The sequence below is a fragment of the Fictibacillus fluitans genome (assembly GCF_030418125.1).
Taxonomy (GTDB): domain Bacteria; phylum Bacillota; class Bacilli; order Bacillales; family Fictibacillaceae; genus Fictibacillus_C; species Fictibacillus_C fluitans.
Genome location: NZ_JAUHTR010000001.1, coordinates 72,708 through 97,119 on the forward strand (window position 1 = coordinate 72,708; position 24,412 = coordinate 97,119).

The following is a 24,412-nucleotide window of genomic DNA, read 5'->3' on the forward strand; positions in this document are numbered from 1 at the left end:
GTGTAATCCTGCTTTTTGAGCAGAAACGGTTGCCCTCTCTTTGAAATAAATGAGATAATTCTAAAATAATTCAAATGAGAGGTGGGCGTGCCATGCAAAAATGGATCAAAGAAGTAGGACGGGGCAAAAGAGGGGCGAAAGACCTTTCCTATGAGGAAGCTTTGGAAGCTGCTAAGTGCATAACATCTGGTGATGCCACTGAAGCTCAAATGGCCGCGTTTTTAATGGCGGAACGGATAAAAACGGAGAGCCCGGACGAGCTGCTGGCTTTTATCCTTGAATACAGAAGACATACTGAGCGGCTTGAGCAGGCGTCAGCTGCCGGAGGCGTATTGGATTGCGGAGGTCCGTATAACGGCCGTAATTCGTTTGCCGCCACTATACCCGTAAATATTTTACTGGCACAGCAGGGCCTTCCAGTATTTTTACATGCGAGTGAGTCACTTCCTCCCAAAAATGGAACTTCGCTAAAAACGATACTTGAAAAGCTTTCTGTTCCAGTTGCACAGAAAAAAGGTGAAGTTCAAGCAGCGCTCGAAGCTGTGAATATTGGTTTTGCATGGACTGACAAGCTGTGTCCCCCACTTGAGGCATTAAGAAAAGTCCGAATGGAAATGGGTGTTCGGACCATCATGAATACAGTTGAAAAACTCCTCGACATGTCAGGTGCGAATTCCATTATTCTTGGTGTTTTCCACCGAACAGCGGTAAACAAAATCGTACCTAGTCTGCAACAGTTGAACTATGAAAGAGCTTATATCGTTCAAGGGGTGGAAGGATCAGAGGACCTGCCCGTGCATCGGAGCAGTTTTATCTATAAAATCAGCAGAGAAGCAAGCGAGTCAGTCATTATCGATCCATCGGATTACGGATTGAAACATGTAAAAGAACTGAACAAAGAAGTGCTCGATGCGGACGAACAGGCGGGATTAATGATACAACTCCTGGCTGGTGAGCAAACGGAGGCTTTACAGCCATACCGGAACCAGGTCGTATTAAATGCAGGCCTGCGATTTTATTTGCTGGGCCATACATCCACCATCGAAGAAGGCACTATTCTGGCTGACCGACTTCTGGCAGAGAAAAAAGGGGAGGAACATCTTAACCTGTGGCGTGGAGTGTTGCAGGGAATATCGACTCCTGATAACTTCTAAGCCTTAAGGCGTAGATAATTTCAGCCTCTGGTTCAGTTACAAGAATTCATTGCTTGTATATGATAAGAGTATACTAAGTATGAAAGTTAAGGGGAGTTTGAAACGATGGAAAATAAGGGATTGCGTATTTTGATTCATGCGAGCACCTGGTTTGCGCCTATTGTTGTGCCGCTAATCGTGTATTTGCTCATTGCTGACCGCGAAGTGAAAAGCCTGGCTCTTCAGGCATTGATCTTTCATTTTGTGATTGGAATATTAATTGGTATATCGGCGTTATTATCGTGGCTGATTATTGGCATTCCTTTCCTGATCATTTTCGGACTGATGGCTATCATTGCACCTATTATCGGTATCGTCCGGGCATTGAATGATCGTCATTTTCAGTATCCGATTGTAGGATCCTGGGTTAATTAACCGTGATAAAAAAAGCATCTTTTCCTTACGCGGAAAGGTGCCTTTTTTTTATGCCATTGGTCGTTGCATCCATATGCCTATCGAAATGGTTGCAATATAAAATGAATAGGAGATTGGAAGGGTTTTCTATGGAAAGTATTGTAAACATTATTTTTATATAGTAATATGACAGCGATTTGGAGGGTGATTAAAGGGTAAAGACAGGCAAAAAGCAGAGTGATCACCACTCTTTTGGCAACTCTTTTTCCAAATCAAAATAAAAGAGGAGGTAACGCAATGGCCAGATTAATCAGGCTTCCCGTTTCTGCAGTTCTCTTGTTATTTTTGATCACTGGAATAGCTGCACCTGCAGCAAACGCACAAGCAAGCGATAAAGGAGGGGCGTATTGGATCAGCAAAGACCAGGCTGAAAAAGCGGAGCAGCAACTGAAAGAAGGAAAATCGGTTGAAAAGTTCCGCGAAAAACAGCTGGTGCAAAAGGAGGATAATGGGCCGAACACCTTAAATGGGATTCGCACCGAGGACAGAAACACAAGCACTTCCTATGAATCGCCAATGGGACCGCCGATATTTACTGCACTTGGGTGGGAGCCACCGCCGTTCAACTATGATCATATCAGCACGGTGGAGGAGTGCCGCCGAAGTCCTGACAGCGGATCAAGTACAGGCTATATTAAAAACCGCTATTCGTTCTGCTGGTCCCATGTGGTGAGCTACCAGGTACCCAGAGGCTGCCGTTTGGGTATTTGCTTTAATGACGGTGTGCAAATCCAGTTTACCGAGATTGGGTACGGATCCAATCAAAGCCGAAAGATGAGGATTCATTATACCCTTGACGACATCCTGGTTACCAGCCCTTCATTGAACGGAGCCAAGTTGAAAATCGATTTTGCCTGCGAGGCGAAAATAAACCCGGGAGACTGTAAGCCTGATCCGGATACTCCGCCAATCGAACGCACCATTGCCCAGTGGAAGAATGTCAATTATGGCGACAAAACTTTTCTTTCAGACGCCCCGCCCCCAAGCGACACCAATCCTGACCAGGTAGGTTATATGGACTTTTCTCCAAAACTCACCATCAAACACGCACCCAAGAAATTCACCAAAACGATAGAAGGAATCAAACAGCGGGTTCGCTTTGATTCCGCGAAATACATGTTTGCTTTTCCGGATCAGCATTTTTGGCAGGGAGCGATTTTCAGCCGTGCCGATCCCATTTTGAATGTTCCGGTTACAGAGCCGGCCTTTGCTCCTCTGAAAGAAGCGGGAGAACATTGGAAATTCGCCATGGATCATCCCGAGGAGACGAAACCTTTTGTGCTGGGCAAAAAAATACCTGGTGAGGTTGGAAATAGGCCGCTCACTCGGATGTATACGAAAAGACATCCGGATGAATATGCACAAAACAGAAACAAAACCCGGGCAGTCTGCAATAAAGAATTTAAGGATGAAGACCGGACCGGAAAGGAATGCGATGAATATCCCTTCGCATCGACGTGGGAAGGCTCAGCTACAAACGGACAAAATTGGTTTTCCGTGCGCCTGATTTCAAAGGAATCCAATAACGCCGCGGGAAGGTGGCTGGGCGCGTGGTATGCTTATGACCGCATACTCGACAGGGATGCGTTTAACGTTCAAGTAAAGGCACCGGTCAAAGTGGCGGCCATCTCTTCAGAGGGGGCCCCTAAACCCGGACAGGACCATCGTTCCAGCGACAACTTTGAGATCAATAATATCCCTGCATACGCCAGCAGGCTGGAATGGAGAATTACTTCAGGCCCCACAAACGCCAAATTTGATGTCATGCATGATGACAGCTTCGGTATAGATGAAACCATCTTTTATGATTTAACGAATAAAACAAAAACAGATATCAAAAAAATGAAAGATCTTTATATCGCAAATCCAGAAAATACAAACGGACAGAAATTTACGGTGGAAGTGTACGCTATTCCGTAAATCATTTCATTGAGGCAACGACATGGCTCATTTCCCCTGGAGCCATGTTTTTTTGTGGAGTTTTCCCCGCAGCCTACATAAGATATCCTACAAAATCAAGGGGGCGTTTAACATGAGTGCGACAGTCGGATCCATTAACATAAAAATTATCCAGCAAAGCGCAGTATTAAATTTTGGCGATGCCAGGGTGATACAGCCTAAACGAAGCGAAAAATCGTATACGGGCTCAGGATTTGGGAATACAGGCAATAATATTGCTACGGAGACGTATTACAGTGAAACCCGCACATTCGATAATGATCTGGTTGATGAAAATGGCAATAACAATGAGTGATAGCACAATATATACCTTTGATGTAAACTAAAAGAGTGAATAGTATAAATATTGTCCCGGAATGAGGTGCAGCTATCGTTCTACATCTGAAAATCACAGTTTCCGATATCCTGGATAGAGAAATGTTTCATAAAGCGATCGTGATTGCCGGAAAAAAAGGGCTGAACCGGCTGGTTAAATGGGTTCATGTGATGGAAGTGACACAGATTGGCAATCTCTTAAATGGAAATGAGTTGATCCTGTCCACAGGAATGGCATGGAAAAATGATGAGGCTTCATTTTTGTCATTGGTGCAAGAACTTATAGATCATCATGTATCGGGATTATGTATAGAACTGGGGACTCATTTGGAAGAAGTACCGGCAAACATCATGGAACTGGCTGACAAACATGGATTTCCTATCATCGTGTTTCAGGAAGAAGTACGCTTTATCGACATTACGCAAGATCTTCATACCTTCCTGATACAGCAGCATTTTCAAATGATTTCTGAACTTGAAGCCTTTTCTCAGGAACTGAACAGGCTTCTGCTAGGCTCTGATCCCCAAATCCTGATTTTGAACCACCTTCATGAAACGGTAAAGTCACAGGTGCTCTTTAAATGCAGCCAGCAAAAAGAATTGTGCGTTCCTGCTCTTCAGGAGAAAGAGAAGGACGATTTGTTTCACCGGATAAAAACAAATAAGGAAAAAGCACATCTCATCAGACAGCCGATACAGGCGCTCGACCACCAGCTGGCCGAGCTGATTCTTTTTTCCGAAGACCGTCGCTTTACAGAGCTTGATGTTCTCCTCGCTGACCGCTCATCAACCGCGTTGGCCAACCAGATGCTGCGGGAAATGTATACGGCAGAAAAAAAGAGAGCTGAAGAGAACAGCTGGATACAGGAATGGCTCGAGGGAAGGCATCGAGAAGATGAGATTGAAAACCACCTTTTTATGCTGGGAATGAGAGGCAAACATCAGGGAGCCGCGGTATTTTGCGTGGAACTGCAACACTGGCAAGCGGGCCTCTCCGAAAATCAATACCCATACATACAAATTATTGTCAGGTCGGCATTTGAACCACTTGGGTTTTATATTCTTCCATATGCCAAAAGAGAACAGCTTATTTTTATCATGATCAACCTTAAAGAAAAAACATCAATGAAAGACCGGCTGCTTCAGGGAATCGGACAAGCCGGTCAGAATCAAAAACTTCCTGCTGTCCACATGGCGGCGGGGAAGCTCATCAGTCAGCTGAGCAGCTTGAGCAAAAGCTATGATACGGCCCAGAAAGCTCTTCGCCTGCAGACAAAGCTGGCCGAGGGAAAAATTAGTCCATTATATGATGATCTGCATATGTACAGGCTCATTTCCATGATCCGGGACAGGGATGAACTGCACGATTTTGTAAACGATTATTTACAGCCTGTCATTGATCATGATGCCAAGTATCAAACCCGGCTGCTAAAAACGCTTAAAATTTATCTCATGTGCAAAGGATCGAAACAGGAAACGGCAGGACACCTTTTCATTGTCAGGCAGACCCTTTATCACCGGATAAAGCAGTTGGAAGATTTGCTTGGGGATGACTTTATGCAGCCGGGAAAACGGCAGGCTCTTGAATTTGCAGCCATGGCCCATGAATATTTGGAACTGGAGTAGGAGACCGGCAGATACGCCGGTTTTTTTATTTACCGTTATGTCTATCAATCTCAGTTGAACATTTTACACTTTGTCTAATGAAACAACACCGTTACAACGATATAATAGAGTTGGAAAGTTTAGAATTTTTAAAAAATAAGGAGTGAGAAGATGGCTGTAACGACGAATACGGTGCAAACACTGAAAAACTTTGTCAACGGAGAATGGGTGGATTCACGGGCAACCGATTTTCTGGAAGTGCCTGATCCTGCAACGGGCAATGTACTTGCGAGTGTTCCCATTTCGACAAAGGAAGAAGTGGACCAGGCGGTCAAAGCCGCAAAAGCGGCATTTAAGACGTGGCGCAAAGTTCCTGTTCCAAAAAGGGCACGAATCCTGTTTAAATATCAACAGCTCCTTACTGAAAATCATGAAAGTCTCGCTCAGCTTGTTGTTAAGGAAAATGGAAAAAGTTATAAGGAAGCATATGGAGAAGTACTTCGAGGCATCGAATGTGTTGAATTTGCCTGCGGCGCCCCTTCACTTATGATGGGAGATTCCCTATCAAGTATCGCGGAAGATATTGATTCTGAGATGTTCCGATATCCGCTTGGTGTGGTGGGTGGAATTACGCCTTTTAATTTTCCGATGATGGTTCCATGCTGGATGTTCCCGATTGCGATTGTATGCGGAAATACGTTTGTGCTGAAGCCATCGGAACGAACTCCGATTTTGGCCAATCGTCTTGCCGAACTGCTTCACGAAGCAGGATTGCCGCAAGGGGTATTCAATATCGTTCATGGCGCCCATGATGTGGTCAATGGATTAATCGAACACAACGATGTGAAAGCGGTATCATTTGTCGGTTCCCAGCCGGTAGCCAAATATGTGTATGAAAAAGCAGCAGCCCAGGGCAAACGGGTGCAGGCGTTATCGGGTGCGAAAAATCACCATATTGTCATGCCTGATGCTGAACTTGATAAAGCTGTTCAAAATGTGCTGAGCTCTTCTTTTGGCAGTGCCGGACAGCGTTGTATGGCATGCAGTGCCGTTGTATTGGTCGGTCACCAGGATACATTTGTTGAAGCATTAAAAGAAAAAGCAGATCACATGAAAATGGGCTCAGGGCTGGATGATGAAGTACTTTTAACACCGGTCATACGCCATAGCCACAGAGAAAAAGTGCTTGGATTAATTCAAAAGGGACAGGAAGAAGGGGCGGTTCTTGTCCGGGATGGAAGAGAGGATATGGAACGCCATCAGGACGGCACCTTTCTCGGCGCCACAATTTTTGACCGTGTCACTCCTGATATGACAATTGCCCGGGAGGAACTGTTCGCTCCTGTTCTCAGCATTTTGCGTGCGGAGGATCTCGATGAAGCGCTTAATATCGTCAATTCTTCCCGATTCGGTAATTCGGCGACACTTTATACACAGGATGCTAAAGCCGTTCGGCAATTCAGGGAAGATGCAGAACCCGGAATGCTTGGCGTCAATGTGGGAGTTCCTGCCCCAATGGCATTTTTCCCGTTTTCTGGCGCAAAGGATTCCTTTTATGGTGATCTGCATACGAACGGAAAAGATGGTTTGAATTTTTTTACACGCAAAAAAATGATTACGTCTCGTTTTGTTTAAACAGAGAGGAGATTGTGTTATGGAAACAGAGCAGAAAGAAATGCTGCAGCAAAAGGATGAAAAATATATCTGGCACTCCATGAAGCGTTATAATCCTTCCACGATGGTTGTGAAGTCGGCGAAAGGCTGCTGGATTACCGATCAGGAAGGAAAAAAGTATCTCGATGGAATGGCAGGGCTTTGGTCTGTTAACGTCGGATATGGACGTGAGGAGCTGGCACTGGCTGCCTACGAGCAATTAAAAGAGCTTCCATACTATCCTTTAACCCAGAGCCACCAGCCGGCCGTTGAACTGGGAGAAAAGCTGAATGAATGGCTCGGGGGAGATTATGTAATCTTCTTTTCAAACAGCGGTTCGGAAGCCAACGAAGCGGCCTTCAAAATTGCCCGGCAGTATCACCAGCAAAAAGGACAGCCTGGCCGCCATAAATTCATTGCACGATACAGAGGGTATCATGGAAATTCAATGGGCGCACTGGCAGCGACAGGGCAGGCGCAGCGAAAATATAAATATGAGCCTCTGGCACAGGGGTTTCTGCATGTAACACCTCCAGACTGCTATCGGCATCCTGATTATCATAACCCTGAAACCTTTAGTGAAGAGTGTGCGAGCGAAATTGACCGGGTGATGACCTGGGAACTATCGGAAACGATTGCCGGTGTCATCATGGAGCCGATCATCACGGGTGGAGGCGTTCTTATCCCTTCAGACAGCTATATGGGCCGGGTTCAGGAAATTTGCAAGAAACATGGGGCCCTTCTCATTGCCGACGAGGTCATTAACGGATTCGGGCGTACGGGAAAACGATTCGGATTTATGAATTATGGGGTTCAGCCCGACATCGTGACCATGGCCAAAGGGATCACAAGCTCTTATCTTCCTTTGTCAGCCACCGCGGTGAAACGTGAAATCTACGAAGCGTTTAAAGGAGAAGAGGAATATGATCACTTCCGCCATGTAAACACGTTCGGCGGAAATCCTGCCAGCTGTGCAGTAGCGTTGAAAAACCTGGAGATTATGGAAAAGGAAAATCTCGTGGACCATTCAAAAGTACAGGGCGAAAAGCTTTTGCAGCAGCTGGGTGAGCTTGAAGAGCATCCTTTCGTCGGCAATGTGCGTGGCAAAGGTCTGCTCGTCGGCATTGAGCTGGTAGAAGATAAGAAATCCAAAACACCGCTTGATGCAAGCCGGGTGAATGCCGTCATCGGCGTCTGTAAGGAAAAAGGCGTTTTGATCGGCAAAAACGGAGATACGGTTGCGGGATTTAATAATGTGTTGACACTTGCTCCGCCACTCAATATTAATGATGGAGATCTTGAAATCCTTATTAATACGGTGAAAGAGGCCATTGCTGCACTATAAAGGAATGGAGCCATTGGCATACTTTATTGACGATGGCTTCATTTTACATAATGTCCATAATATAGGGTTATTTATTTAACAAAATGTATAATGAAAAATGATATAAAAACAGTTATAGTTAAAATATTCAGAATTTTAGAATGATTACATACCGTCGTTGAAGAATAGTAAAAGCAAGAAAGTCTTAAAACCGCAAGACTTCCGACACCAGGGTTACATGCCTTATCCAACAATTACATAAACAAAAGGGGAGATATGATGTCAAACTTGGTTACGATTGGTCTTATCCAGGCTTCCAATGAAGCAGATGGCAGTGAGTCAGTAGCGGTTCACAAAGAAAAGGCAATTGAGAAGCATATCAAACTGATTCAGGATGCAGCTGAAAAAGGAGCACAAATCGTCTGTTTGCAGGAGATTTTCTATGGTCCTTATTTTTGTACGGAACAAAATGCAAAATGGTACGACGCCGCAGAAGAAATTCCAAACGGTCCCACGACCAGCCGATTTCAGGCATTAGCCAGGGAATTGGGCATTGTTATTGTTCTGCCGATCTATGAACGGGAAGGAATCGCCACTTATTACAATACAGCCGCTGTTATTGATGCGGATGGTTCTTATCTTGGAAAATACCGTAAGCACCATATTCCGCAAGTTAATGTGGGAGACAGCGGAAACGGCTTTTGGGAGAAGTATTATTTCAAGCCGGGCAACCTTGGTTATCCAGTATTTGATACCGCCTTTGCGAAGGTTGGGGTTTATATTTGCTATGACCGCCACTTTCCTGAAGGTGCAAGATTACTTGGTTTGAATGGCGCGGAAATTGTTTTTAATCCTTCTGCCACCGTTGCGGGCCTTTCTGAGTACCTGTGGAAGCTGGAACAGCCTGCTCATGCCGTGGCAAACGGCTATTATGTCGGCGCCATCAACCGTGTTGGAACGGAAGGGCCATGGAATCTGGGGGAATTTTATGGCCAGTCCTACCTTTGTGATCCAAGAGGAAGCTTTGTGGCTATGGGCAGCCGTGATCAGGATGAAGTGGTCATTGGAACCATGGACCGTGATGTGATCCGCGAAGTAAGAAATACATGGCAGTTCTTCAGAGACAGACGTCCGGAAACCTACCAGGAGATGACCGCACTGTTGCCTTAAACCAAAAAGATCACGGGAGGCGAGGTTGATGAATAACGGAAGCCAGGTGTTTATTTCGCTGGAGGATCTGCAGCGGAATTTTGATGAAGTAAGGTCAGGATTAAGTCCTGCAGAAGCAAGGGATGAATCAAACCGCTGTTTATACTGTTATGATGCACCTTGTATTCAGGCATGTCCGACGGGTATTAACATTCCTTCGTTTATAAAAAAGATTGCATCCGGCAATTTAAAGGGATCCGCACGCACCATCATGGAGTCCAATCCTGTGGGAGCAAGCTGCGCTCGCGTCTGTCCGACAGAAGAACTTTGCGAGGGGGCATGCGTGCTGAACCATTCCACCAAACCGATCATGATCGGCGATTTGCAGCGCTATGCGACCGACTGGGCGATCAAAAATGAACAGGCACTGTTTGAACGCGGCAAGAAGAACGGCATGAGAGTGGCCGTGATAGGCGGAGGTCCGGCCGGTCTGTCAGCAGCCAGGGAGCTGGCCCGGTTCGGCTATGAAGTTACCATTTTTGAAGCGAAGGAACGGGCGGGGGGACTTGATACTTATGGCATTGTGTCTTTCCGCCTTCCGCAGCGTGTTTCCCTGTGGGAAGTGAAGCAGGTTGAAGAACTCGGTGTTGAAATCAAGACGAGCACGATGGTTGGGCGTGACATTGATCCCGCCGAGATATTGGAAGCTTATGATGCGGTGATTGTGGCAGTGGGAATGTCCAAAGTACCGATGTTGAAAATTGAAGGTGAAGAGCTTGAAGGAGTGCATGATGCCATCCGGTTTGTTGAGGATACAAAAACAAAAGAACTTACTCATCAGTATGTTGGAAAACGGGTGGCTGTCATTGGTGCGGGAAATACGGCGATTGATGCTGCCACATGTTCCGTCCGGCTTGGTGCTGAAAATGTAAAGATTCTATATCGCCGCACTCAGGATGAAATGACTGCCTATGATTTTGAATATGAATTTGCAAAGCAGGATAATGTTGAGTTTCGCTGGCTGACAGCCCCGGTTCGCATTGTTGGTGATGAAAACGGCACGGTGAAACAGCTGGAATGTATCCGCATGGAGCTTGGCGAGCCTGGAGCTGACGGCCGACGAAGGCCCGTGCCGGTAAAAGGATCTGAATTCCTGCTGGAAGTGGATGCTGTTATAAAAGCGATTGGACAAACCCGCCATACGGCTCTCGTTGAGGCTTTTGGCCTTCAACATCAATGGGGTGTCGTAAAAGTTGATTTGGAAACCTATCAAACATCCAATGAGAAAATTTTTGCAGCAGGGGATGTCATTTTTGGTGATGGTCAAGGAGAAGCAATGGTGGTGACTGCGGCACAGCAAGGCAAGACTGCCGCTTATGCGGTACATCAAAAACTAAGAAACTCAATAATTGAAACAGCCTAACCATTCAAATGAGGAGGTTCATCGTATGGCAGATCTTCGAATCAACCTTGCAGGCATAGAGTCTCCAAACCCTTTTTGGCTGGCTTCTGCCCCGCCAACCAATTCCGGCTATCAGGTTCAGCGTGCGTTTGAAGCAGGCTGGGGAGGTGCGGTTTGGAAGACGCTGGGAGAACCGATCATTAATACAACGGCCCGCTTTGCGGCTGTCAGCTTTAACGGCAAAAAAGTAGCCGGGTTCAACAATATCGAGCTGATTACCGACCGTCCGCTTGAAGTCAATTTAAAGGAAATCTATGAAACGAAAAAAAGGTTCCCTAACCACGCCATTATTGCTTCTCTCATGGTAGAACCCGAGCGGGAAAAGTGGCATGAAATAGTCAAGCGGGTGGAAGATGTAGGTGTGGACGGACTTGAGCTGAACTTCGGATGTCCCCACGGAATGGCGGAACGGGGCATGGGTGCTGCTTCCGGGCAGCAGCCGGACCTTGTGGAGGCTCAAACCATGTGGGCAAAGGAAGCCGCACGCACACCTGTTATTGTGAAGCTGACCCCAAATATCACTGATATTACCGTAACGGCGTGTGCTGCAGTTCAGGGCGGAGCCGATGCCATCAGCATGATCAATACGATAAACAGCCTGGCCGGCGTGGATATTGATACATGGAATACCATCCCGCATGTAGCAGGCAAGGGAGCTCACGGAGGCTATTGCGGTCCTGCGGTTAAGCCAATTGCACTGAACATGGTGGCAGAATGCGCGAGAAATCCGATGATTAATGTGCCTATTTCGGGTATTGGCGGAATTTCCACCTGGAAGGATGCCGTTGAATTTATGCTGATGGGTGCCGGGGGTGTACAAGTATGTACCGCGGCCATGCATCATGGATTCAGTATTGTCGAAGATATGATCGACGGTTTGAACAATTACCTGGATGAAAAAGGTCTTGCATCGGTTCAGGATTTGATTGGCAAGTCCGTTGAACGATATTCGGATTGGGGCAACCTTGATCTGAATTACAGGATTGTCGCCCGCATTAACCAGGACGTATGCATCAACTGCAACAAATGTCATATAGCCTGTGAAGATACTTCTCATCAATGCATTGATATGCTGGCCGATCCGGACGGCAACCGCTACTTGCAGGTGAGGGAGGATGATTGTGTCGGATGTAATCTTTGCTCGATCGTCTGTCCGGAAGACGGAGCTATCGATATGGTAGAGCTGCCGCATGAACAGCCGCCGATGACATGGAACGAACGCCAAACGGTACTTGCCGGTTTTAAAGGAAACTAAAGGAGGAACAAGCCGATGAAAAAAATCATAAAAAACGGAACTATTGTCACCGCATCTGATACGTATGTCGCCGATGTGCTGGTCGAAGACGGGAAGGTTGCGGCTATTGGGAGGGACCTGCCTTCTGAAGGGCTGGAAGTCATTGACGCCGGAGGATGCTACCTGTTTCCCGGCGGAGTAGATCCCCACACCCATCTTGAGATGCCTTTTGGAGGAACGGTAAGCCGGGACGATTTTGAAACAGGAACCATTGCGGCAGCTTTTGGCGGAACAACAACCGTTATTGACTTTTGTTTAACCGACAAAGGAGTTCCGCTGAAAAATTCGATTGAAACCTGGCATAAGAAGTCTGAAGATAAAGCGGTCATTGATTATTCATTCCACTTGATGATCGGAGAAATCAATGAAGATGTGCTGCAGGAAATTCCCCAGGTAATTGAAGAGGAAGGGATTACTTCCTTTAAAGTGTTTATGGCCTATAAAAATGTACTTCAGGCAGACGACGAAACCTTATACAAAACACTGGTCATGGCCAAAGAGCAAGGAGCTCTGGTGATGGTGCATGCTGAAAATGGAGATGTTATCGATTTTCTGACAAAAAAGGCGCTTGATGAAGGAAAGACCGATCCAATCTATCATGCCCTGACCCGGCCTCCTGAACTGGAAGGAGAAGCAACGGGCCGAGCCTGCTTAATGGCAGGACTAGCTGACTCCCAGTTATATGTGGTGCATGTAACCTGCAGGGAAGCTGTTGAAAAAATAGCAGAAGCACGGAGTAAGGGATATAACGTTTATGGTGAAACCTGTCCGCAATACCTTGTACTGGATCAAAGTGATATGGAACGGCCGGATTTTGAAGGGGCCAAGTATGTCTGGTCCCCGCCGCTGCGTGAAAAGCAGCACCAGGAGCATTTATGGAATGCCTTAAAGAACGGGCAGCTCCAGGCACTGGGCTCGGATCAATGCTCGTTTGATTTCGTTGGACAAAAGGACCTTGGAAAAGGGGATTTTACGAAGATTCCAAATGGCGGTCCATTTATTGAAGACCGGTTTACTGTTCTTTTTTCAGAAGGTGTCAAAAAGGGGCGTATTACTCTCAATCAATTTGTGGATATTATTTCTACTCGTTCTGCGAAACTGTTCGGTCTCTTCCCGGAAAAAGGAACCATTGCTGTTGGGAGTGATGCGGACATCGTCATTTTTGATCCTGCAGCCGAACGGACGATCTCCGTGCAAACCCACCATATGGCGGTGGACTATAATGCCTTTGAGGGCATGAAGGTGACAGGCGAGCCTGTTTCCGTTCTCTCCCGCGGTGAATTTGTCATCAAAGATAAACAGTTTGTCGGTGAACTCGGAAAAGGGAAGTATGTAAAGAGAAAAAGGTTCAATGCCGCAGAGAATAAACAAATGGCCGCTCTTTCCAAATCCTGATAGGTTCATATTTTAAGAGTCAAGGGAGGCTGGTGTATGACTGCGTCACAGGAATATTTTGAAGAGAAGGCAAAGATTGATCTGCTGCTGAACAAGGGCTATACGATAACGAAAGTAACGGAAAATCTGGATGGAGCCACGGTTACTTTTCAATCAGCGAATCATAAGGATCAAGAGGTTCTGCTGATTGAAACAGCGGATGCGAGAAAATATTTTTCTTCCATTATGGTGTCTCTGCAAAGAAATCTCACGCTGGCAGAATAATAGAGCAGAAAGGTTGTTGGCATTACTCAACAGCCTTTTTATACATAGGAGGATGAGCACTGATGAAGGTTCAGGAACTGAAGATTAATAGTGAACGTCTGAATGGCAGACTCAATGAGCTGTCCAAAATCGGGAAAATAGGTGATACCGGAGTATGCCGCCCTGCCCTTTCTTCTGTTGAAAAGGAAGCATTCGAACTGGTTGGCTCATGGATGGAGGAGGCGGGCTTAACGGTCAGGATCGACCACTTTGGAAACCTGATTGGCCACATGGAAGGGAAGGATCCTCAAGCTCCGCTTCTCATGATGGGCTCACATCTGGATTCCCAGCCGTATGGAGGACGGTATGATGGCCCGGCAGGTGTGCTTTCTGCAATAGAAGCTGTCGCGACGCTCAAAGAACAGGGAATCAAGCCTGACCGTTCCATTGAGGTGGTATCTTTTTGTGATGAGGAGGGCTGGAGGTTTAACCGGGGTCTGTTCGGCTCAAGGGGTATTCTTGGAAAACTGGATGAGGGAGATCTGCAGCGCAAAGACCAGGATGGCGTAACAAGGGAAGATGCGCTACGTGATTTTGGCTGTGATCCGAAAAAATTTCAGGAATCGCAGTATAAATCCGGCAGTATTCACGCATTTTTGGAGCTGCACATTGAACAGGGTCCGGTTCTGGATAAAGGGAATCTTCCGCTTGGCATTGTATCCGGCATTTCGGGTCCGCTGTGGTGGACGGTGAAACTAAAAGGATTTGCAGGACATGCAGGTTCTGTTCCTATGGCCATGCGTCAGGATGCCATCCTCGGCATGTCGGAAATCTCTCTTGCTCTCAACCGGATTGTCCGGCAGGATGAAAATGCACCCACAGTCGGAACTGTAGGGCATGTGCAGGTGTTCCCGAATTCAAGAAATATTATCGCGGAGGAAGTGACATTTACCATCGATCTGCGGGATATTGACCAAAATCGCCGGGATGCCTATGAAAAACAGCTGAGGCAGGAGATCAGGACCATCTGTGAAAAATACAAATTATCTTACGAAATACAGGAAGACACCAACAGTGAACCGAGATATTGTGCAGACTGGATTAAAGAAATCATGCACGGTGAAAGCAAGCAGATGGGTCTTGAATTGCCGGAATTGATGAGCGGTCCGTTTCATGACGCATTGATGCTTTCGTACGCATGTGACTACGGTATGATTTTTGTCCGCTGCAAGGACGGCATCAGCCATAACCCGGCCGAGTTTTCGTCTCCCGAGGATTTGGCGCTTGGTGCAGAACTGCTTTACCGTACGATGAACAAAATGATGATTATTTAATACTAGGAAAAGGCCCTGCTTAAACAGGTCCTTTTTTGCGTTAGCCAGATACAGCAAAAAAGTATAGAAAATCATAAATAAATGCTACAATCCAGCGTTGAAAAGAAATTGTATGATGTTACCTTTTATGTAAGGGCTTACATAATGAAAAAGGAGGAACTATGGTGAAAGTGAAAAAAATGCTTCGTTTCTGTATGGTTCTGGCAGCTGCCACAGTAGTGGCGATTTCTTTTAACACAAGCGCTTTTGCGAAAGAAAACGGATCGAAAAAGATCACGTCCTACCAGACCGTAACCGAGGTACATGATTGGGGAGCCGCTGTTACAAAAGTAATCGTTGATTTGGGAAAACCTGTACAAAGCGGTGCTGTGGATGAAGACACGTTTACCGTCAGGGTACGGAGAAGTGATGACCGTATGGCCAATCCCTTCCTTGAAGAAGGCTACAGAACGGTAACGAACGCTTATGTGTCCAATAAAAAAGGCACACCGGCTGCCAAGGGCAAATATGCTGTGCTGGAGATGAAAATTGGACCGAATGTTTCTTTAGGCTCTCCGCTCAATTACTATAATGGGTTAAATGTCTGGATTGATAATGCCTATACCATCCTCCAAGTGAAAGATATTCCGTCTAATTCGGGGGCCATATCCGGCCTTGTCGCAAAGCGGTTTGACGGGGGTACCCGGGAAATCATCGATGATTTTTCAAAAGGGAAATTCACCCATCAAAACAAAACGTTAACCTATGCTGATTTTACCCCTGCAAAGGATAAGAAGAAAAATCCGTTAATTATCTGGCTTCACGGGGGCGGGGAAGGCGGGACCGATCCAACCATACCGCTTGCAGCCAACAAAGCGGTAAGCTTTGCCACAGAGGAGACGCAAAGCATTTTTGGCGGTGCTTACGTTCTCGCTCCTCAGGCTCCCACTCGCTGGATGCAAGGTTTCTCAGGAGGAGCAGATGGAACATCAGTATATGAAGAGGCTTTAAAAGCACTGATTGACAATTATGTTGCAAAGCATCCAGATATTGATGAGAAACGCATCTATATCGGGGGAGCTTCAAACGGCGGATATATGACCATGCTTATGATCAGGGATTATCCCGGTTATTTTGCCGCCGCTTATCCGGTATGTGAAGGGTTGAATAATTCCTTGATATCTGATCAGGATATCCAAAACATAAAACAGACACCTGCATGGTTTGTGGCTGCCAAAACTGACACAACCCTGCCTGTGGCGATTAACACAGTTCCAACCTTTAACCGGCTGAAACAAGCTGGAGCAGAAAATGTTCACTTATCCCTGTTTGATGATGTTCATGATTTGACCGGCTTATATAAAAACAGTGACGGGTCTCCGTATCAGTACAACGGGCATTGGTCCTGGATTTATGTGTATAATAATGTGCCGGCGCTTGATATTAATGGCAAGAGAACAACAATTATGGAATGGCTGGCATCACAATCAAGATAAGCAACAATATAGAAAAGAGCAGCATTTCAATTTGAAATGCTGCTCTTTTCTTTTGTGAAAAAACGGAACCACGCCAGCTGTATAACACCCGCAACCAATACGCCAATAATGGTATCTCTCAGCCTGTCCAGCGCGTAATGGCTGTTCTGATGCTCAAAGACAAAAACAAACAATATCGTAATAGCAGCCTGATGAATCACTTTTTTGCCAAAGTTGAAGCATTTAGCGATAAAGCAGCCTATCAGAATCAAGAGTCCAAGACTCCAACCCTCGACTTTAAAAAAATTTGCAATCAGGACCGTTATCGAAATTCCAATCAATGTGCCAATTACCCGTTTTACAGAGATTGATACGGTTTGGTCGACGGTGGACTGGATGGTCAGAATCACGCTAAGAGGAGCCAGGTAGGGGTGGCTCGAGCCGAAATACTTTGAGATTTCCCATGAAACAGCAGGCCCTATTGCCAGCTTCCAAATGAGAAGGGAGAGATTTTCAGTTTGAGTTTCACTAGTGTTGCTGTTCATCATAACTCCGCTGCGATTAATTTTTAGTTAGTATTTTTCTCTGGCCAAAAGATATGTATGGTTTAGTTTTTATTTCGCAGCACAGTGATAAAGCCGTCCAATATATCGTGAGTCGCGACAAAGCCTTTTCTCTGATAAAAGTTCAGTGCGTTTTCGTTTCCATTGGAAACAAAGATGAATAGATCTTCTGCTTCTCTAAAGTGACTGAGCCATTTCAAGGACATCTCAAACAATTTCGAACCGATGCCATATTGGCGGTAGCCGTCTTTTATATAAAATTGGGAGAGGCAGCCGACAAGATCGCCGGAAACAGAATCCAAATCAAAAAACGTGGCAAAGTCATTGGAATACGCGGCCTTTGGAGATATATTGGAATACACATAGCCAATCATCTTGCCATTATCCTTAACGGCGACAAGGTGATTATGAAGAGCCGACTCGATGGAGGGGAGCATCCTTGTTTCAAAACTCATGGTGTCGAAGAGTTCCGGCTTGATCACAGCCATTGACTTTTGATAGGTCATCAGTTCATTGCATAATTCTTTACATTGTTCAGCCTGGCCAGCCGGCAAAATTTCATAGGTTAACTTCATGTTTTTCACCCTTTCTTTTCTCAAATAAAACGGGCTGCGATATAATCTTAATACAGCCAGTAAGGAAAACAAGTATGCAGTATTTAATGAGTAAGTCAGTAAAAACTGAGTATAGGGTGGGATCGTGCTTCGTGGAACAGTATAAACGAAAAGAAGATTGCCCGTTAACCTTCGCGCTGACCTTAATCGGCAGCAAGTGGCGCCTTCCGATCATATGGGCATTATGGAACGGAAAAACATTGCGCTACAATGAATTGAAGAGAAGAGTAGACGGCATCACCAACATGGTGTTATCGCAGTCATTAAAAGAAATGGAGAGCCAGGGGTTGGTTCTGCGCAAGCAATATATGGAGATTCCTCCAAGAGTGGAATACTCTTTGACAAGGGATGGAGAAGCTTTGATTCCCTCTCTCGAATCACTGGCGAAGTGGGGAAAAGCCATGCAAAATAAATAGGTAGATAAAAACTCCCCTGCATCCAGCAAGGGAGTCTTCTTGGTTATCCGGCTTCTTTTTCCGAGAACTGGCTGTTGTACAGATCCGCATAAAAACCGTCAGCCGCAAGCAGCGTTTCGTGAGTTCCTTGTTCAATCACTTTGCCCTGATCCATAACCAGAATCAAATCCGCATACTTAATGGTTGAGAGGCGGTGGGCAATCACAAAGCTGGTGCGACCTTTCATCAAATGGTTCATGGCTTTCTGAATATAAATCTCAGTCCTTGTATCCACGCTGGATGTCGCTTCGTCCAGGATCATGATGGGCGGATCCGCCAGAACTGCCCTGGCAATCGTTAAGAGCTGTTTTTGGCCTTGTGAGATATTCGATGCTTCTTCGTTCAATACAGTCTCGTATCCTTCAGGAAGGGTCCGGATGAAATGATCCGCGTGCGCAATCTGCGCCGCTGTGATAATTTCCTCATCGGTTGCGCCAGTTTTCCCGAAAGCAATATTTTCCTTGATCGTTCCATGAAAAAGCCAGGTGTCCTGGAGAACCATACCGAACTTGCGCCTGAGCTCTGATCGGGGCATTCTTCTCGTATCCATCCCATCAATTTCAATTTTTCCGCCATTCAGTTCATAAAATCGCATCAAGAGGTTGATGAGCGTTGTTTTTCCTGCGCCGGTCGGTCCGACAATCGCCACCGTCTGGCCGGGATCCACCTTGATGTTCATATCCTCAATCAGCAGTGATTCTCCGTAACCAAAGCCGACATGTTCAAAGATGACAGCCCCCTCTGTCCGGTGCAAAACAGTGTCTGTCTGTTCTTTTCGTTCCTCTTCTTCATCCAGCAGTTCAAAGACCCGTTCAGCAGCAGCCACCGTCGACTGAATGATATTGGCGATGTTGGCAGTCTGTGTCACAGGCTGTGTAAATTGCCTGGAATACGTAATGAAGGCCTGTATGTCACCAATGGAGATGGCGCGTTTGGTAACCAGGATGCCCCCAATGACACTGATGAGAACATAGCTTAGATTTCCGATAAAGAACATCATGGGCATGATGATCCCCGAGATAAATTGGGCTCTGCTTCCAACTTGATACAGTTCTTCGTTAATTCCTTTGAATTGTGCTATGGCTGCTTTTTCGTGGCCGAATGCTTTTACCACCTGATGTCCCGTATACATTTCTTCAATATGGCCGTTCAATTGACCAAGCGTCCTTTGCTGATCGGCAAAATGTTTTTGGGACCGTTTCAGAATTGGGCGGATGACAAACATGGACAGTCCGAGGCTGACAATTGAAATCAGTGTGAGCAGGGGACTGATCGAGAGCATCATGATAATGATCCCGATGATCGTTACGATCGAGGTAATGAACTGCGTTAAACTTTGCTGAAGCGTGCTTCCGATCAAGTCAATATCATTGGTCATCCGGCTTAGTGTTTCACCGTTTGGCCGTCCGTCATAGTATTTGAGAGGAAGCTTCTCCAGCTTCAGATTGACGTCCCTGCGGAGGTCAAAAACAGTGTCCTGGGCAACGGTCGACATCAAATACTGCTGCAGAAAATTAAAAAGGCTGCTGAGCACATACAGTCCCGCAAGGATTAGAAGCAGCCGGCCGATTTGTTCAAAATCAATAGTTGCACCGGGTATTCCTTTATATTTTCCGTAAGCTCCTTCAAACAGTATTGTAATGGCCTTACCCGTAATCCTGGGCCCTATGATAACAAAAACGGTACTGACAATGGCTGCGATAAAAACAGCAACCAGCTTTCGTTTTCGCGGTTTAAAATAGGATAAGAGGCGGATGAGCGTGCCTTTGAAGTTCTTTGCTTTCTGACCCATCATTAACATGCTGCCCCCGCCAGGGCCATGGCCCATTCTGCTCCCTTGTGGCCTGCTCATGCAATCTCCTCCTCTGTCAGCTGTGAAAGGGCAATTTCCCTGTATACCTCATTGGTTTCAAGAAGTTCCTCATGTGTTCCCATTCCAGCCATTTTTCCGTTTTCCAGTACAATGATCCGGTCCGCATCCATGACAGTACTGACTCGCTGCGCCACAAGCAGGACGGTGGCGTTTTTTGTTTCCTCCTTAAGCGCTGTCCGTAACCTGGCATCTGTCTTGAAGTCGAGTGCTGAGAAGCTGTCATCGAATAAGTAAACGTCTGGTTTTCGAACGATTGCCCGGGCGATGGAGAGCCTTTGCTTCTGTCCGCCCGACAGGTTGGAGCCGCCTTGTTCCAGTAAGGAATCATAGCCATCCTTCATTTTGAGAATAAAATCCTCAGCCTGTGCGATGGCTGCAGCATATTGGATTTCTTCATCTAATGCGTTTGGTTTTCCATAGCGGATGTTTTCAGCAATCGTTCCAGTAAAGAGGACCGCTTTTTGCGGTACATAACCAATCTTCGAACGAATTTCGTCCTGAGGAGCACTTTCAATATCCACTCCGTTTAACCGGATGGTTCCTTCTGAACAATCATAAAAACGGGGAATCAATTGAAGCAGGGTTGATTTTCCAGACCCTGTTCCGCCGATAATCGCTGTAATCTCCCCGGCCCTTGCTTTGAAACTGATAGAAGAGAGGGCGGGCGCCTCCGCACCCGGATAACTGAAGGTAACCTGATCAAATTCAAGGGTTCCCGGATCTGCGTCAGCCCGGGCTGTGCCTTTATCTTCAATGGCCGGCTGAATCTCCAGTACTTCATTGATCCGCCCCGCAGACACTGCGGCGCGCGGAACCATGACGAACATCATCGAAGACATGACAAGAGCAAACATAATTTGCATGGCATACTGCGTGAAGGCCATCAAGTCACCAATCTGCATGCTGCCGTTATCAATCCGCATCCCGCCGAACCAGATAATACCGACAATGGTTAAATTCATGACCAGCATCATGATGGGCATCATAAAGGCCATAATCCGGTTTACCCGGATGGATACATCCCTGAGGTCTTTATTGGCGTGCTGAAGGCGTTCCTTTTCCTCGGATTCGCGGTTAAACGCACGGATGACCCGAATACCTGTTAAATTTTCACGGAGGACCAGGTTCATGCGGTCCAGCTTTTTTTGCACCATTTTAAAAAGCGGCACTGCTTTGTATAAAATCAGCAGGATGGAGGCAACCAGTACGGGAAGGGTTACCACAATAACCAGTGACAGCCTCGCATCCTTTGAGACAGCCATGATGATTCCGCCGGCAAGCATGATGGGGGCACTGATGACCATACGAAGCATCATGATGACGACTTGCTGAACCTGGGTAATATCGTTCGTCGTTCTCGTGATGAGGGAAGCAGTTCCCACCTGATCAAATTCATTCAGTGAAAAACGTTCCACATGTTCGAATACCTTCTCGCGAATGTCACGGCCGAGTCCAATGGCAGCTTTGGAAGAATAATAGCTGGCCGTTACGGAAGCCAGGGCGCCAAGAGCCGAAACAAGGAGCATCCAGCCCCCGACTTTCCAGATGTAAGACAGCTTGCCGGGAACGACCCCTTTGTCGATAATGTCAGACATGAGAGTTGGGAGAAATAAGTCTGACATGGATTGGATAAAGATCAACCCAAACACTGCGGCGACCATCCATTTGTACGGTGATAAATTTTTCAGGATTTTAAACATTTGTGTATGCCCCCTTTACTCTTTTGCTTCCAGGTGCTGAGCAATGTGCAAGTGCGTATTGAGAAGATTATGAAACTGTTCATCTTCCAGGTCTTGAACAGCCTCCCGGAAAGCCTGGTGAATCCCGTTTTCCTGTTCATGAATCGTTTTTAATAGTTTTTTTCCTTTTTCAGTTATGGAAAGCTGAATTTCTCTCCGGTTGTCTTCCACCGGCTGGCGGTGCAGCAAGTCTTCCCGGACCAAGGCATCCACCGATTGACTTAGTGTGCTTTTTGGAAAAAAAGTCTTTTCCCCAAGCGTCTTCTGAGTCAGCTCTTCGTGAAGTATCATGGAAGTCAAAATTGTATACTGAGGCACGGACAAGCCGTTATCAGCAGCTGTCCGCTGGACAATCCGCATCACATTTTTCTGCACATTCCAAAAGGAGCGGAGAAGCTGGACCGAACGGTTGTTGTGCAATGTTTTAAATTCCATGAAAGAACCTTCTTTCTGTTTGTTAATTGTTCATTTTAGAACAATTCATATGTGAACTATTATAAGCCATCTTAAACAACATGAATAGTTTTTAGGTCACTGTAAAAATAAATAAGGTTATGATTCTGCTAAAAATAAGAAGGAAGGTTTGTTTAGTCCAGTAGAAAGTAGTTTTTGTTCAAAGACGTCAACATTTTACAGATGTAGACTAAGAAGACAGAAAATTTAATTTTTTTGAAGGAGTTGTAGATATGAATCGGACGATGACAGAAAAACGTTCCAAGCGGTTTAAAGTGCTTGAAGAGCGGCCGGTTAACAAAGATGGATTTGTAAAGGAATGGCCGGACCAGGGATTTGTGGCCATGTCCAGCCCACATGATCCAGAACCGTCAATCATAATAGAAAACGGCATGATTACGGAAATGGACGGCAAAGAGAGGAAAGACTTCGATATGCTTGATCAGTTCATCGCCGACTACACGATCGACGTGTCAGCTGCCGGGGAAGTGATGAAAATGGAGAGTGTCGAGATTGCCAGAAAACTGGTGGACATTCATGTATCCCGGTCTGAAATGATTTCGGTTGTAAAGGGAATGACTCCTGCTAAAGTGGTGGAAGTGCTGAATCAGCTCAATGTCGTTGAAATGATGATGGCCCTGCAAAAAATGAGAGCAAGAAAAACCCCGGCCAACCAATGCCACGTAACCAATGTGCGTGACAACCCAATCCTGATGGCTGCCGATGCCGCAGAAGCGGGAATTCTCGGTTTTGACGAACAGGAGACAACCGTAGGTATTGTCCGGTACGCCCCGTTTAATGCTCTTGCTCTGCTCGTTGGATCACAGACGGCAAGAGGAGGAATCCTGACACAGGATGCGCTTGAGGAAGCCACCGAGCTGCGTCTTGCCATGCTTGGTCTTACAACCTACGCCGAAACCATTTCCATTTACGGAACAGAATCCGTGTTTATGGATGGCGATGACACGCCATGGTCCAAATCCTTTTTGGCCTCTGCTTATGCATCAAGAGGCGCAAAGATGCGTTTTACGTCGGGAACGGGATCGGAAGTGCAGATGGCAGGTGCAGAAGGGAAGTCCATGCTTTACCTTGAAGTCCGCTGTGTCATGATGGCAAAGGGAGCCGGTGTCCAGGGGCTGCAAAACGGATCCATCAGCTGTATTGGTATTCCTGCGGCAGTGCCAAGCGGCTTGCGGGCGGTTTTGGCGGAAAACCTGGCAACCACTATGTTCGATCTTGAAGTCGCCTCGGGAAATGACCAGACATTCTCCCATTCCGAAATCAGGCGAAGCGCGAAAATGCTTTGTCAGATGCTGCCGGGGACTGACTTTATTTTTTCCGGCTTCAGTGCTGTGCCGAACAGTGATGATATGTTTGCCGGTTCCAACATGGACTCCTCTGATATTGACGACTACCTTGTCATCCAGCGGGACATGATGGTCGACGGCGGGCTGAAACCTGTGGAGGAAACGGAAGTCATCAATGTCCGGTATCAGGCCGCAAAATCCATGCAGGCCATTTTTGAGGAGCTGGGTTTTCCGCGAATCTCAGATGAAGAAGTGGAAGCGGCCACTTATGCCAACAGCAGTGCGGATATGCCAAAGCGCAATGTAGTGGAAGATTTGAAGGCGGCAGAACGAATATTAACGGAAGAGATTACAGGATTCCAAGTGGCGCTCATTCTTGCGAAAAAAGGCTACCAGCAAACCGCGGAGCGGATTTTCGATATGCTGAAGCATAAAGTTGCAGGTGATTATTTGCACACCTCCGCGATTATCAATGCTCAGAACGTGGTGATGAGTGCGGTGAATGATGAAAACGATTACAAAGGCCCGGGAACAGGCTACCGATTGGGCGGGGAACGATGGGAAGAGATCAAAAATATCCGCCAGGCGATCAGTCCAAACGATTATTGAGGAGG

21 protein-coding genes are annotated in these 24,412 nt (G+C 46.4%); 16 read left to right on the top strand and 5 right to left on the bottom strand.

Annotated elements, in window-relative coordinates; all coding sequences use genetic code 11:
- Nucleotides 1-92: 92 nt before the first annotated feature.
- The 14 genes from QYB97_RS00365 (at nt 93) to QYB97_RS00430 (ending at nt 16,815) form a co-directional block, all read left to right on the top strand.
- Nucleotides 93-1,154: an anthranilate phosphoribosyltransferase gene (locus tag QYB97_RS00365; RefSeq protein ID WP_301163973.1), complete on the top strand. Its 1,062-nt coding sequence runs from the start codon at nt 93-95 to the stop codon at nt 1,152-1,154.
- Between the two features lie 105 nt (nt 1,155-1,259).
- Entirely contained in the window at nt 1,260-1,568 is a 309-nt protein-coding gene (locus QYB97_RS00370) for a DUF4870 domain-containing protein (RefSeq protein ID WP_301163974.1), read from the top strand.
- 276 nt (nt 1,569-1,844) lie between these two features.
- Nucleotides 1,845-3,527 (top strand): NucA/NucB deoxyribonuclease domain-containing protein, encoded by a 1,683-nt coding sequence (locus QYB97_RS00375; protein ID WP_301163975.1) that lies wholly within the window; start codon nt 1,845-1,847, stop codon nt 3,525-3,527.
- Between the two features lie 112 nt (nt 3,528-3,639).
- A complete protein-coding gene (locus tag QYB97_RS00380; protein ID WP_301163976.1) occupies nt 3,640-3,861 on the top strand; it encodes a spore germination protein in 222 nt (73 codons plus the stop codon).
- A gap of 110 nt (nt 3,862-3,971) precedes the next feature.
- Nucleotides 3,972-5,507, top strand: coding sequence for a PucR family transcriptional regulator (locus QYB97_RS00385; RefSeq protein WP_301164885.1), 1,536 nt, complete (start codon nt 3,972-3,974; stop codon nt 5,505-5,507).
- Nucleotides 5,508-5,657: 150 nt separating this feature from the next.
- Nucleotides 5,658-7,121 (top strand): CoA-acylating methylmalonate-semialdehyde dehydrogenase, encoded by a 1,464-nt coding sequence (locus QYB97_RS00390; RefSeq protein WP_301163977.1) that lies wholly within the window; start codon nt 5,658-5,660, stop codon nt 7,119-7,121.
- Between the two features lie 19 nt (nt 7,122-7,140).
- On the top strand, nt 7,141-8,484 hold the full coding sequence (locus QYB97_RS00395) for an aspartate aminotransferase family protein (RefSeq protein WP_301163978.1): 1,344 nt from the start codon (nt 7,141-7,143) through the stop codon (nt 8,482-8,484).
- Nucleotides 8,485-8,742: 258 nt separating this feature from the next.
- The gene (locus QYB97_RS00400; RefSeq protein WP_301163979.1) at nt 8,743-9,633 is read left to right on the top strand and encodes a nitrilase-related carbon-nitrogen hydrolase; all 891 of its coding nucleotides are present in this window, start codon (nt 8,743-8,745) and stop codon (nt 9,631-9,633) included.
- 28 nt (nt 9,634-9,661) lie between these two features.
- Nucleotides 9,662-11,035 carry an NAD(P)-dependent oxidoreductase gene (locus tag QYB97_RS00405; RefSeq protein ID WP_301163980.1) on the top strand — a complete coding sequence of 458 codons (1,374 nt, stop codon included), beginning with the start codon at nt 9,662-9,664 and terminating at the stop codon, nt 11,033-11,035.
- A 25-nt stretch (nt 11,036-11,060) separates the two neighbouring features.
- Entirely contained in the window at nt 11,061-12,329 is a 1,269-nt protein-coding gene (preA, locus tag QYB97_RS00410; RefSeq protein ID WP_301163981.1) for an NAD-dependent dihydropyrimidine dehydrogenase subunit PreA, read from the top strand.
- Between the two features lie 15 nt (nt 12,330-12,344).
- Nucleotides 12,345-13,763 carry a dihydropyrimidinase gene (gene hydA / locus QYB97_RS00415; protein ID WP_301163982.1) on the top strand — a complete coding sequence of 473 codons (1,419 nt, stop codon included), beginning with the start codon at nt 12,345-12,347 and terminating at the stop codon, nt 13,761-13,763.
- 36 nt (nt 13,764-13,799) lie between these two features.
- Nucleotides 13,800-14,027: a hypothetical protein gene (locus tag QYB97_RS00420; protein WP_301163983.1), complete on the top strand. Its 228-nt coding sequence runs from the start codon at nt 13,800-13,802 to the stop codon at nt 14,025-14,027.
- A gap of 62 nt (nt 14,028-14,089) precedes the next feature.
- Nucleotides 14,090-15,340 carry a M20 family metallo-hydrolase gene (locus QYB97_RS00425; RefSeq protein WP_301163984.1) on the top strand — a complete coding sequence of 417 codons (1,251 nt, stop codon included), beginning with the start codon at nt 14,090-14,092 and terminating at the stop codon, nt 15,338-15,340.
- 161 nt (nt 15,341-15,501) lie between these two features.
- Nucleotides 15,502-16,815, top strand: coding sequence for a prolyl oligopeptidase family serine peptidase (locus tag QYB97_RS00430; RefSeq protein ID WP_301163985.1), 1,314 nt, complete (start codon nt 15,502-15,504; stop codon nt 16,813-16,815).
- Nucleotides 16,816-16,841: 26 nt separating this feature from the next.
- On the opposite strand, the gene QYB97_RS00435 is transcribed toward QYB97_RS00430, so the two are convergent.
- Together QYB97_RS00435 and QYB97_RS00440 are read right to left on the bottom strand one after the other, a co-directional pair.
- Complete coding sequence (locus QYB97_RS00435) at nt 16,842-17,339, bottom strand: FUSC family protein (RefSeq protein ID WP_301163986.1); 498 nt, start codon at nt 17,337-17,339, stop codon at nt 16,842-16,844.
- Between the two features lie 62 nt (nt 17,340-17,401).
- A complete protein-coding gene (locus QYB97_RS00440; protein ID WP_301163987.1) occupies nt 17,402-17,932 on the bottom strand; it encodes a GNAT family N-acetyltransferase in 531 nt (176 codons plus the stop codon).
- 131 nt (nt 17,933-18,063) lie between these two features.
- Here QYB97_RS00440 and QYB97_RS00445 point away from each other — a divergent pair, with 131 nt between their 5' ends.
- Nucleotides 18,064-18,387: a winged helix-turn-helix transcriptional regulator gene (locus QYB97_RS00445; RefSeq protein WP_301163988.1), complete on the top strand. Its 324-nt coding sequence runs from the start codon at nt 18,064-18,066 to the stop codon at nt 18,385-18,387.
- Between the two features lie 43 nt (nt 18,388-18,430).
- Here the strand turns inward: QYB97_RS00445 and QYB97_RS00450 are convergent, their stop codons facing one another.
- From QYB97_RS00450 to QYB97_RS00460, 3 genes are read right to left on the bottom strand one after another with little or no spacing between them, the layout of a single operon-like run.
- Nucleotides 18,431-20,278 (bottom strand): ABC transporter ATP-binding protein, encoded by a 1,848-nt coding sequence (locus tag QYB97_RS00450; protein WP_301163989.1) that lies wholly within the window; start codon nt 20,276-20,278, stop codon nt 18,431-18,433.
- The gene (locus QYB97_RS00455; protein ID WP_301163990.1) at nt 20,275-21,999 is read right to left on the bottom strand and encodes an ABC transporter ATP-binding protein; all 1,725 of its coding nucleotides are present in this window, start codon (nt 21,997-21,999) and stop codon (nt 20,275-20,277) included. Before QYB97_RS00455 ends, QYB97_RS00450 begins: the two co-directional genes overlap by 4 nt.
- A 15-nt stretch (nt 22,000-22,014) precedes the next feature.
- On the bottom strand, nt 22,015-22,473 hold the full coding sequence (locus QYB97_RS00460) for a MarR family winged helix-turn-helix transcriptional regulator (protein WP_301163991.1): 459 nt from the start codon (nt 22,471-22,473) through the stop codon (nt 22,015-22,017).
- Between the two features lie 251 nt (nt 22,474-22,724).
- On the opposite strand from QYB97_RS00460, the gene QYB97_RS00465 reads away from it, so the two are divergent.
- Complete coding sequence (locus QYB97_RS00465; RefSeq protein ID WP_301163992.1) at nt 22,725-24,407, top strand: propanediol/glycerol family dehydratase large subunit; 1,683 nt, start codon at nt 22,725-22,727, stop codon at nt 24,405-24,407.
- Nucleotides 24,408-24,412: the final 5 nt, after the last annotated feature.

Coding starts and splice junctions, on each gene's coding strand:
- QYB97_RS00365 (WP_301163973.1), top strand. CDS start 93: ATGCAAAAATGGATCAAAGAAGTAGGACGGGGCAAAAGAGGGGCGAAA.
- QYB97_RS00370 (WP_301163974.1), top strand. CDS start 1,260: ATGGAAAATAAGGGATTGCGTATTTTGATTCATGCGAGCACCTGGTTT.
- QYB97_RS00375 (WP_301163975.1), top strand. CDS start 1,845: ATGGCCAGATTAATCAGGCTTCCCGTTTCTGCAGTTCTCTTGTTATTT.
- QYB97_RS00380 (WP_301163976.1), top strand. CDS start 3,640: ATGAGTGCGACAGTCGGATCCATTAACATAAAAATTATCCAGCAAAGC.
- QYB97_RS00390 (WP_301163977.1), top strand. CDS start 5,658: ATGGCTGTAACGACGAATACGGTGCAAACACTGAAAAACTTTGTCAAC.
- QYB97_RS00395 (WP_301163978.1), top strand. CDS start 7,141: ATGGAAACAGAGCAGAAAGAAATGCTGCAGCAAAAGGATGAAAAATAT.
- QYB97_RS00400 (WP_301163979.1), top strand. CDS start 8,743: ATGTCAAACTTGGTTACGATTGGTCTTATCCAGGCTTCCAATGAAGCA.
- QYB97_RS00405 (WP_301163980.1), top strand. CDS start 9,662: ATGAATAACGGAAGCCAGGTGTTTATTTCGCTGGAGGATCTGCAGCGG.
- preA (WP_301163981.1), top strand. CDS start 11,061: ATGGCAGATCTTCGAATCAACCTTGCAGGCATAGAGTCTCCAAACCCT.
- hydA (WP_301163982.1), top strand. CDS start 12,345: ATGAAAAAAATCATAAAAAACGGAACTATTGTCACCGCATCTGATACG.
- QYB97_RS00420 (WP_301163983.1), top strand. CDS start 13,800: ATGACTGCGTCACAGGAATATTTTGAAGAGAAGGCAAAGATTGATCTG.
- QYB97_RS00425 (WP_301163984.1), top strand. CDS start 14,090: ATGAAGGTTCAGGAACTGAAGATTAATAGTGAACGTCTGAATGGCAGA.
- QYB97_RS00430 (WP_301163985.1), top strand. CDS start 15,502: ATGGTGAAAGTGAAAAAAATGCTTCGTTTCTGTATGGTTCTGGCAGCT.
- QYB97_RS00435 (WP_301163986.1), bottom strand. CDS start 17,339: ATGAACAGCAACACTAGTGAAACTCAAACTGAAAATCTCTCCCTTCTC.
- QYB97_RS00440 (WP_301163987.1), bottom strand. CDS start 17,932: ATGAAGTTAACCTATGAAATTTTGCCGGCTGGCCAGGCTGAACAATGT.
- QYB97_RS00450 (WP_301163989.1), bottom strand. CDS start 20,278: ATGAGCAGGCCACAAGGGAGCAGAATGGGCCATGGCCCTGGCGGGGGC.
- QYB97_RS00455 (WP_301163990.1), bottom strand. CDS start 21,999: ATGTTTAAAATCCTGAAAAATTTATCACCGTACAAATGGATGGTCGCC.
- QYB97_RS00460 (WP_301163991.1), bottom strand. CDS start 22,473: ATGGAATTTAAAACATTGCACAACAACCGTTCGGTCCAGCTTCTCCGC.
- QYB97_RS00465 (WP_301163992.1), top strand. CDS start 22,725: ATGAATCGGACGATGACAGAAAAACGTTCCAAGCGGTTTAAAGTGCTT.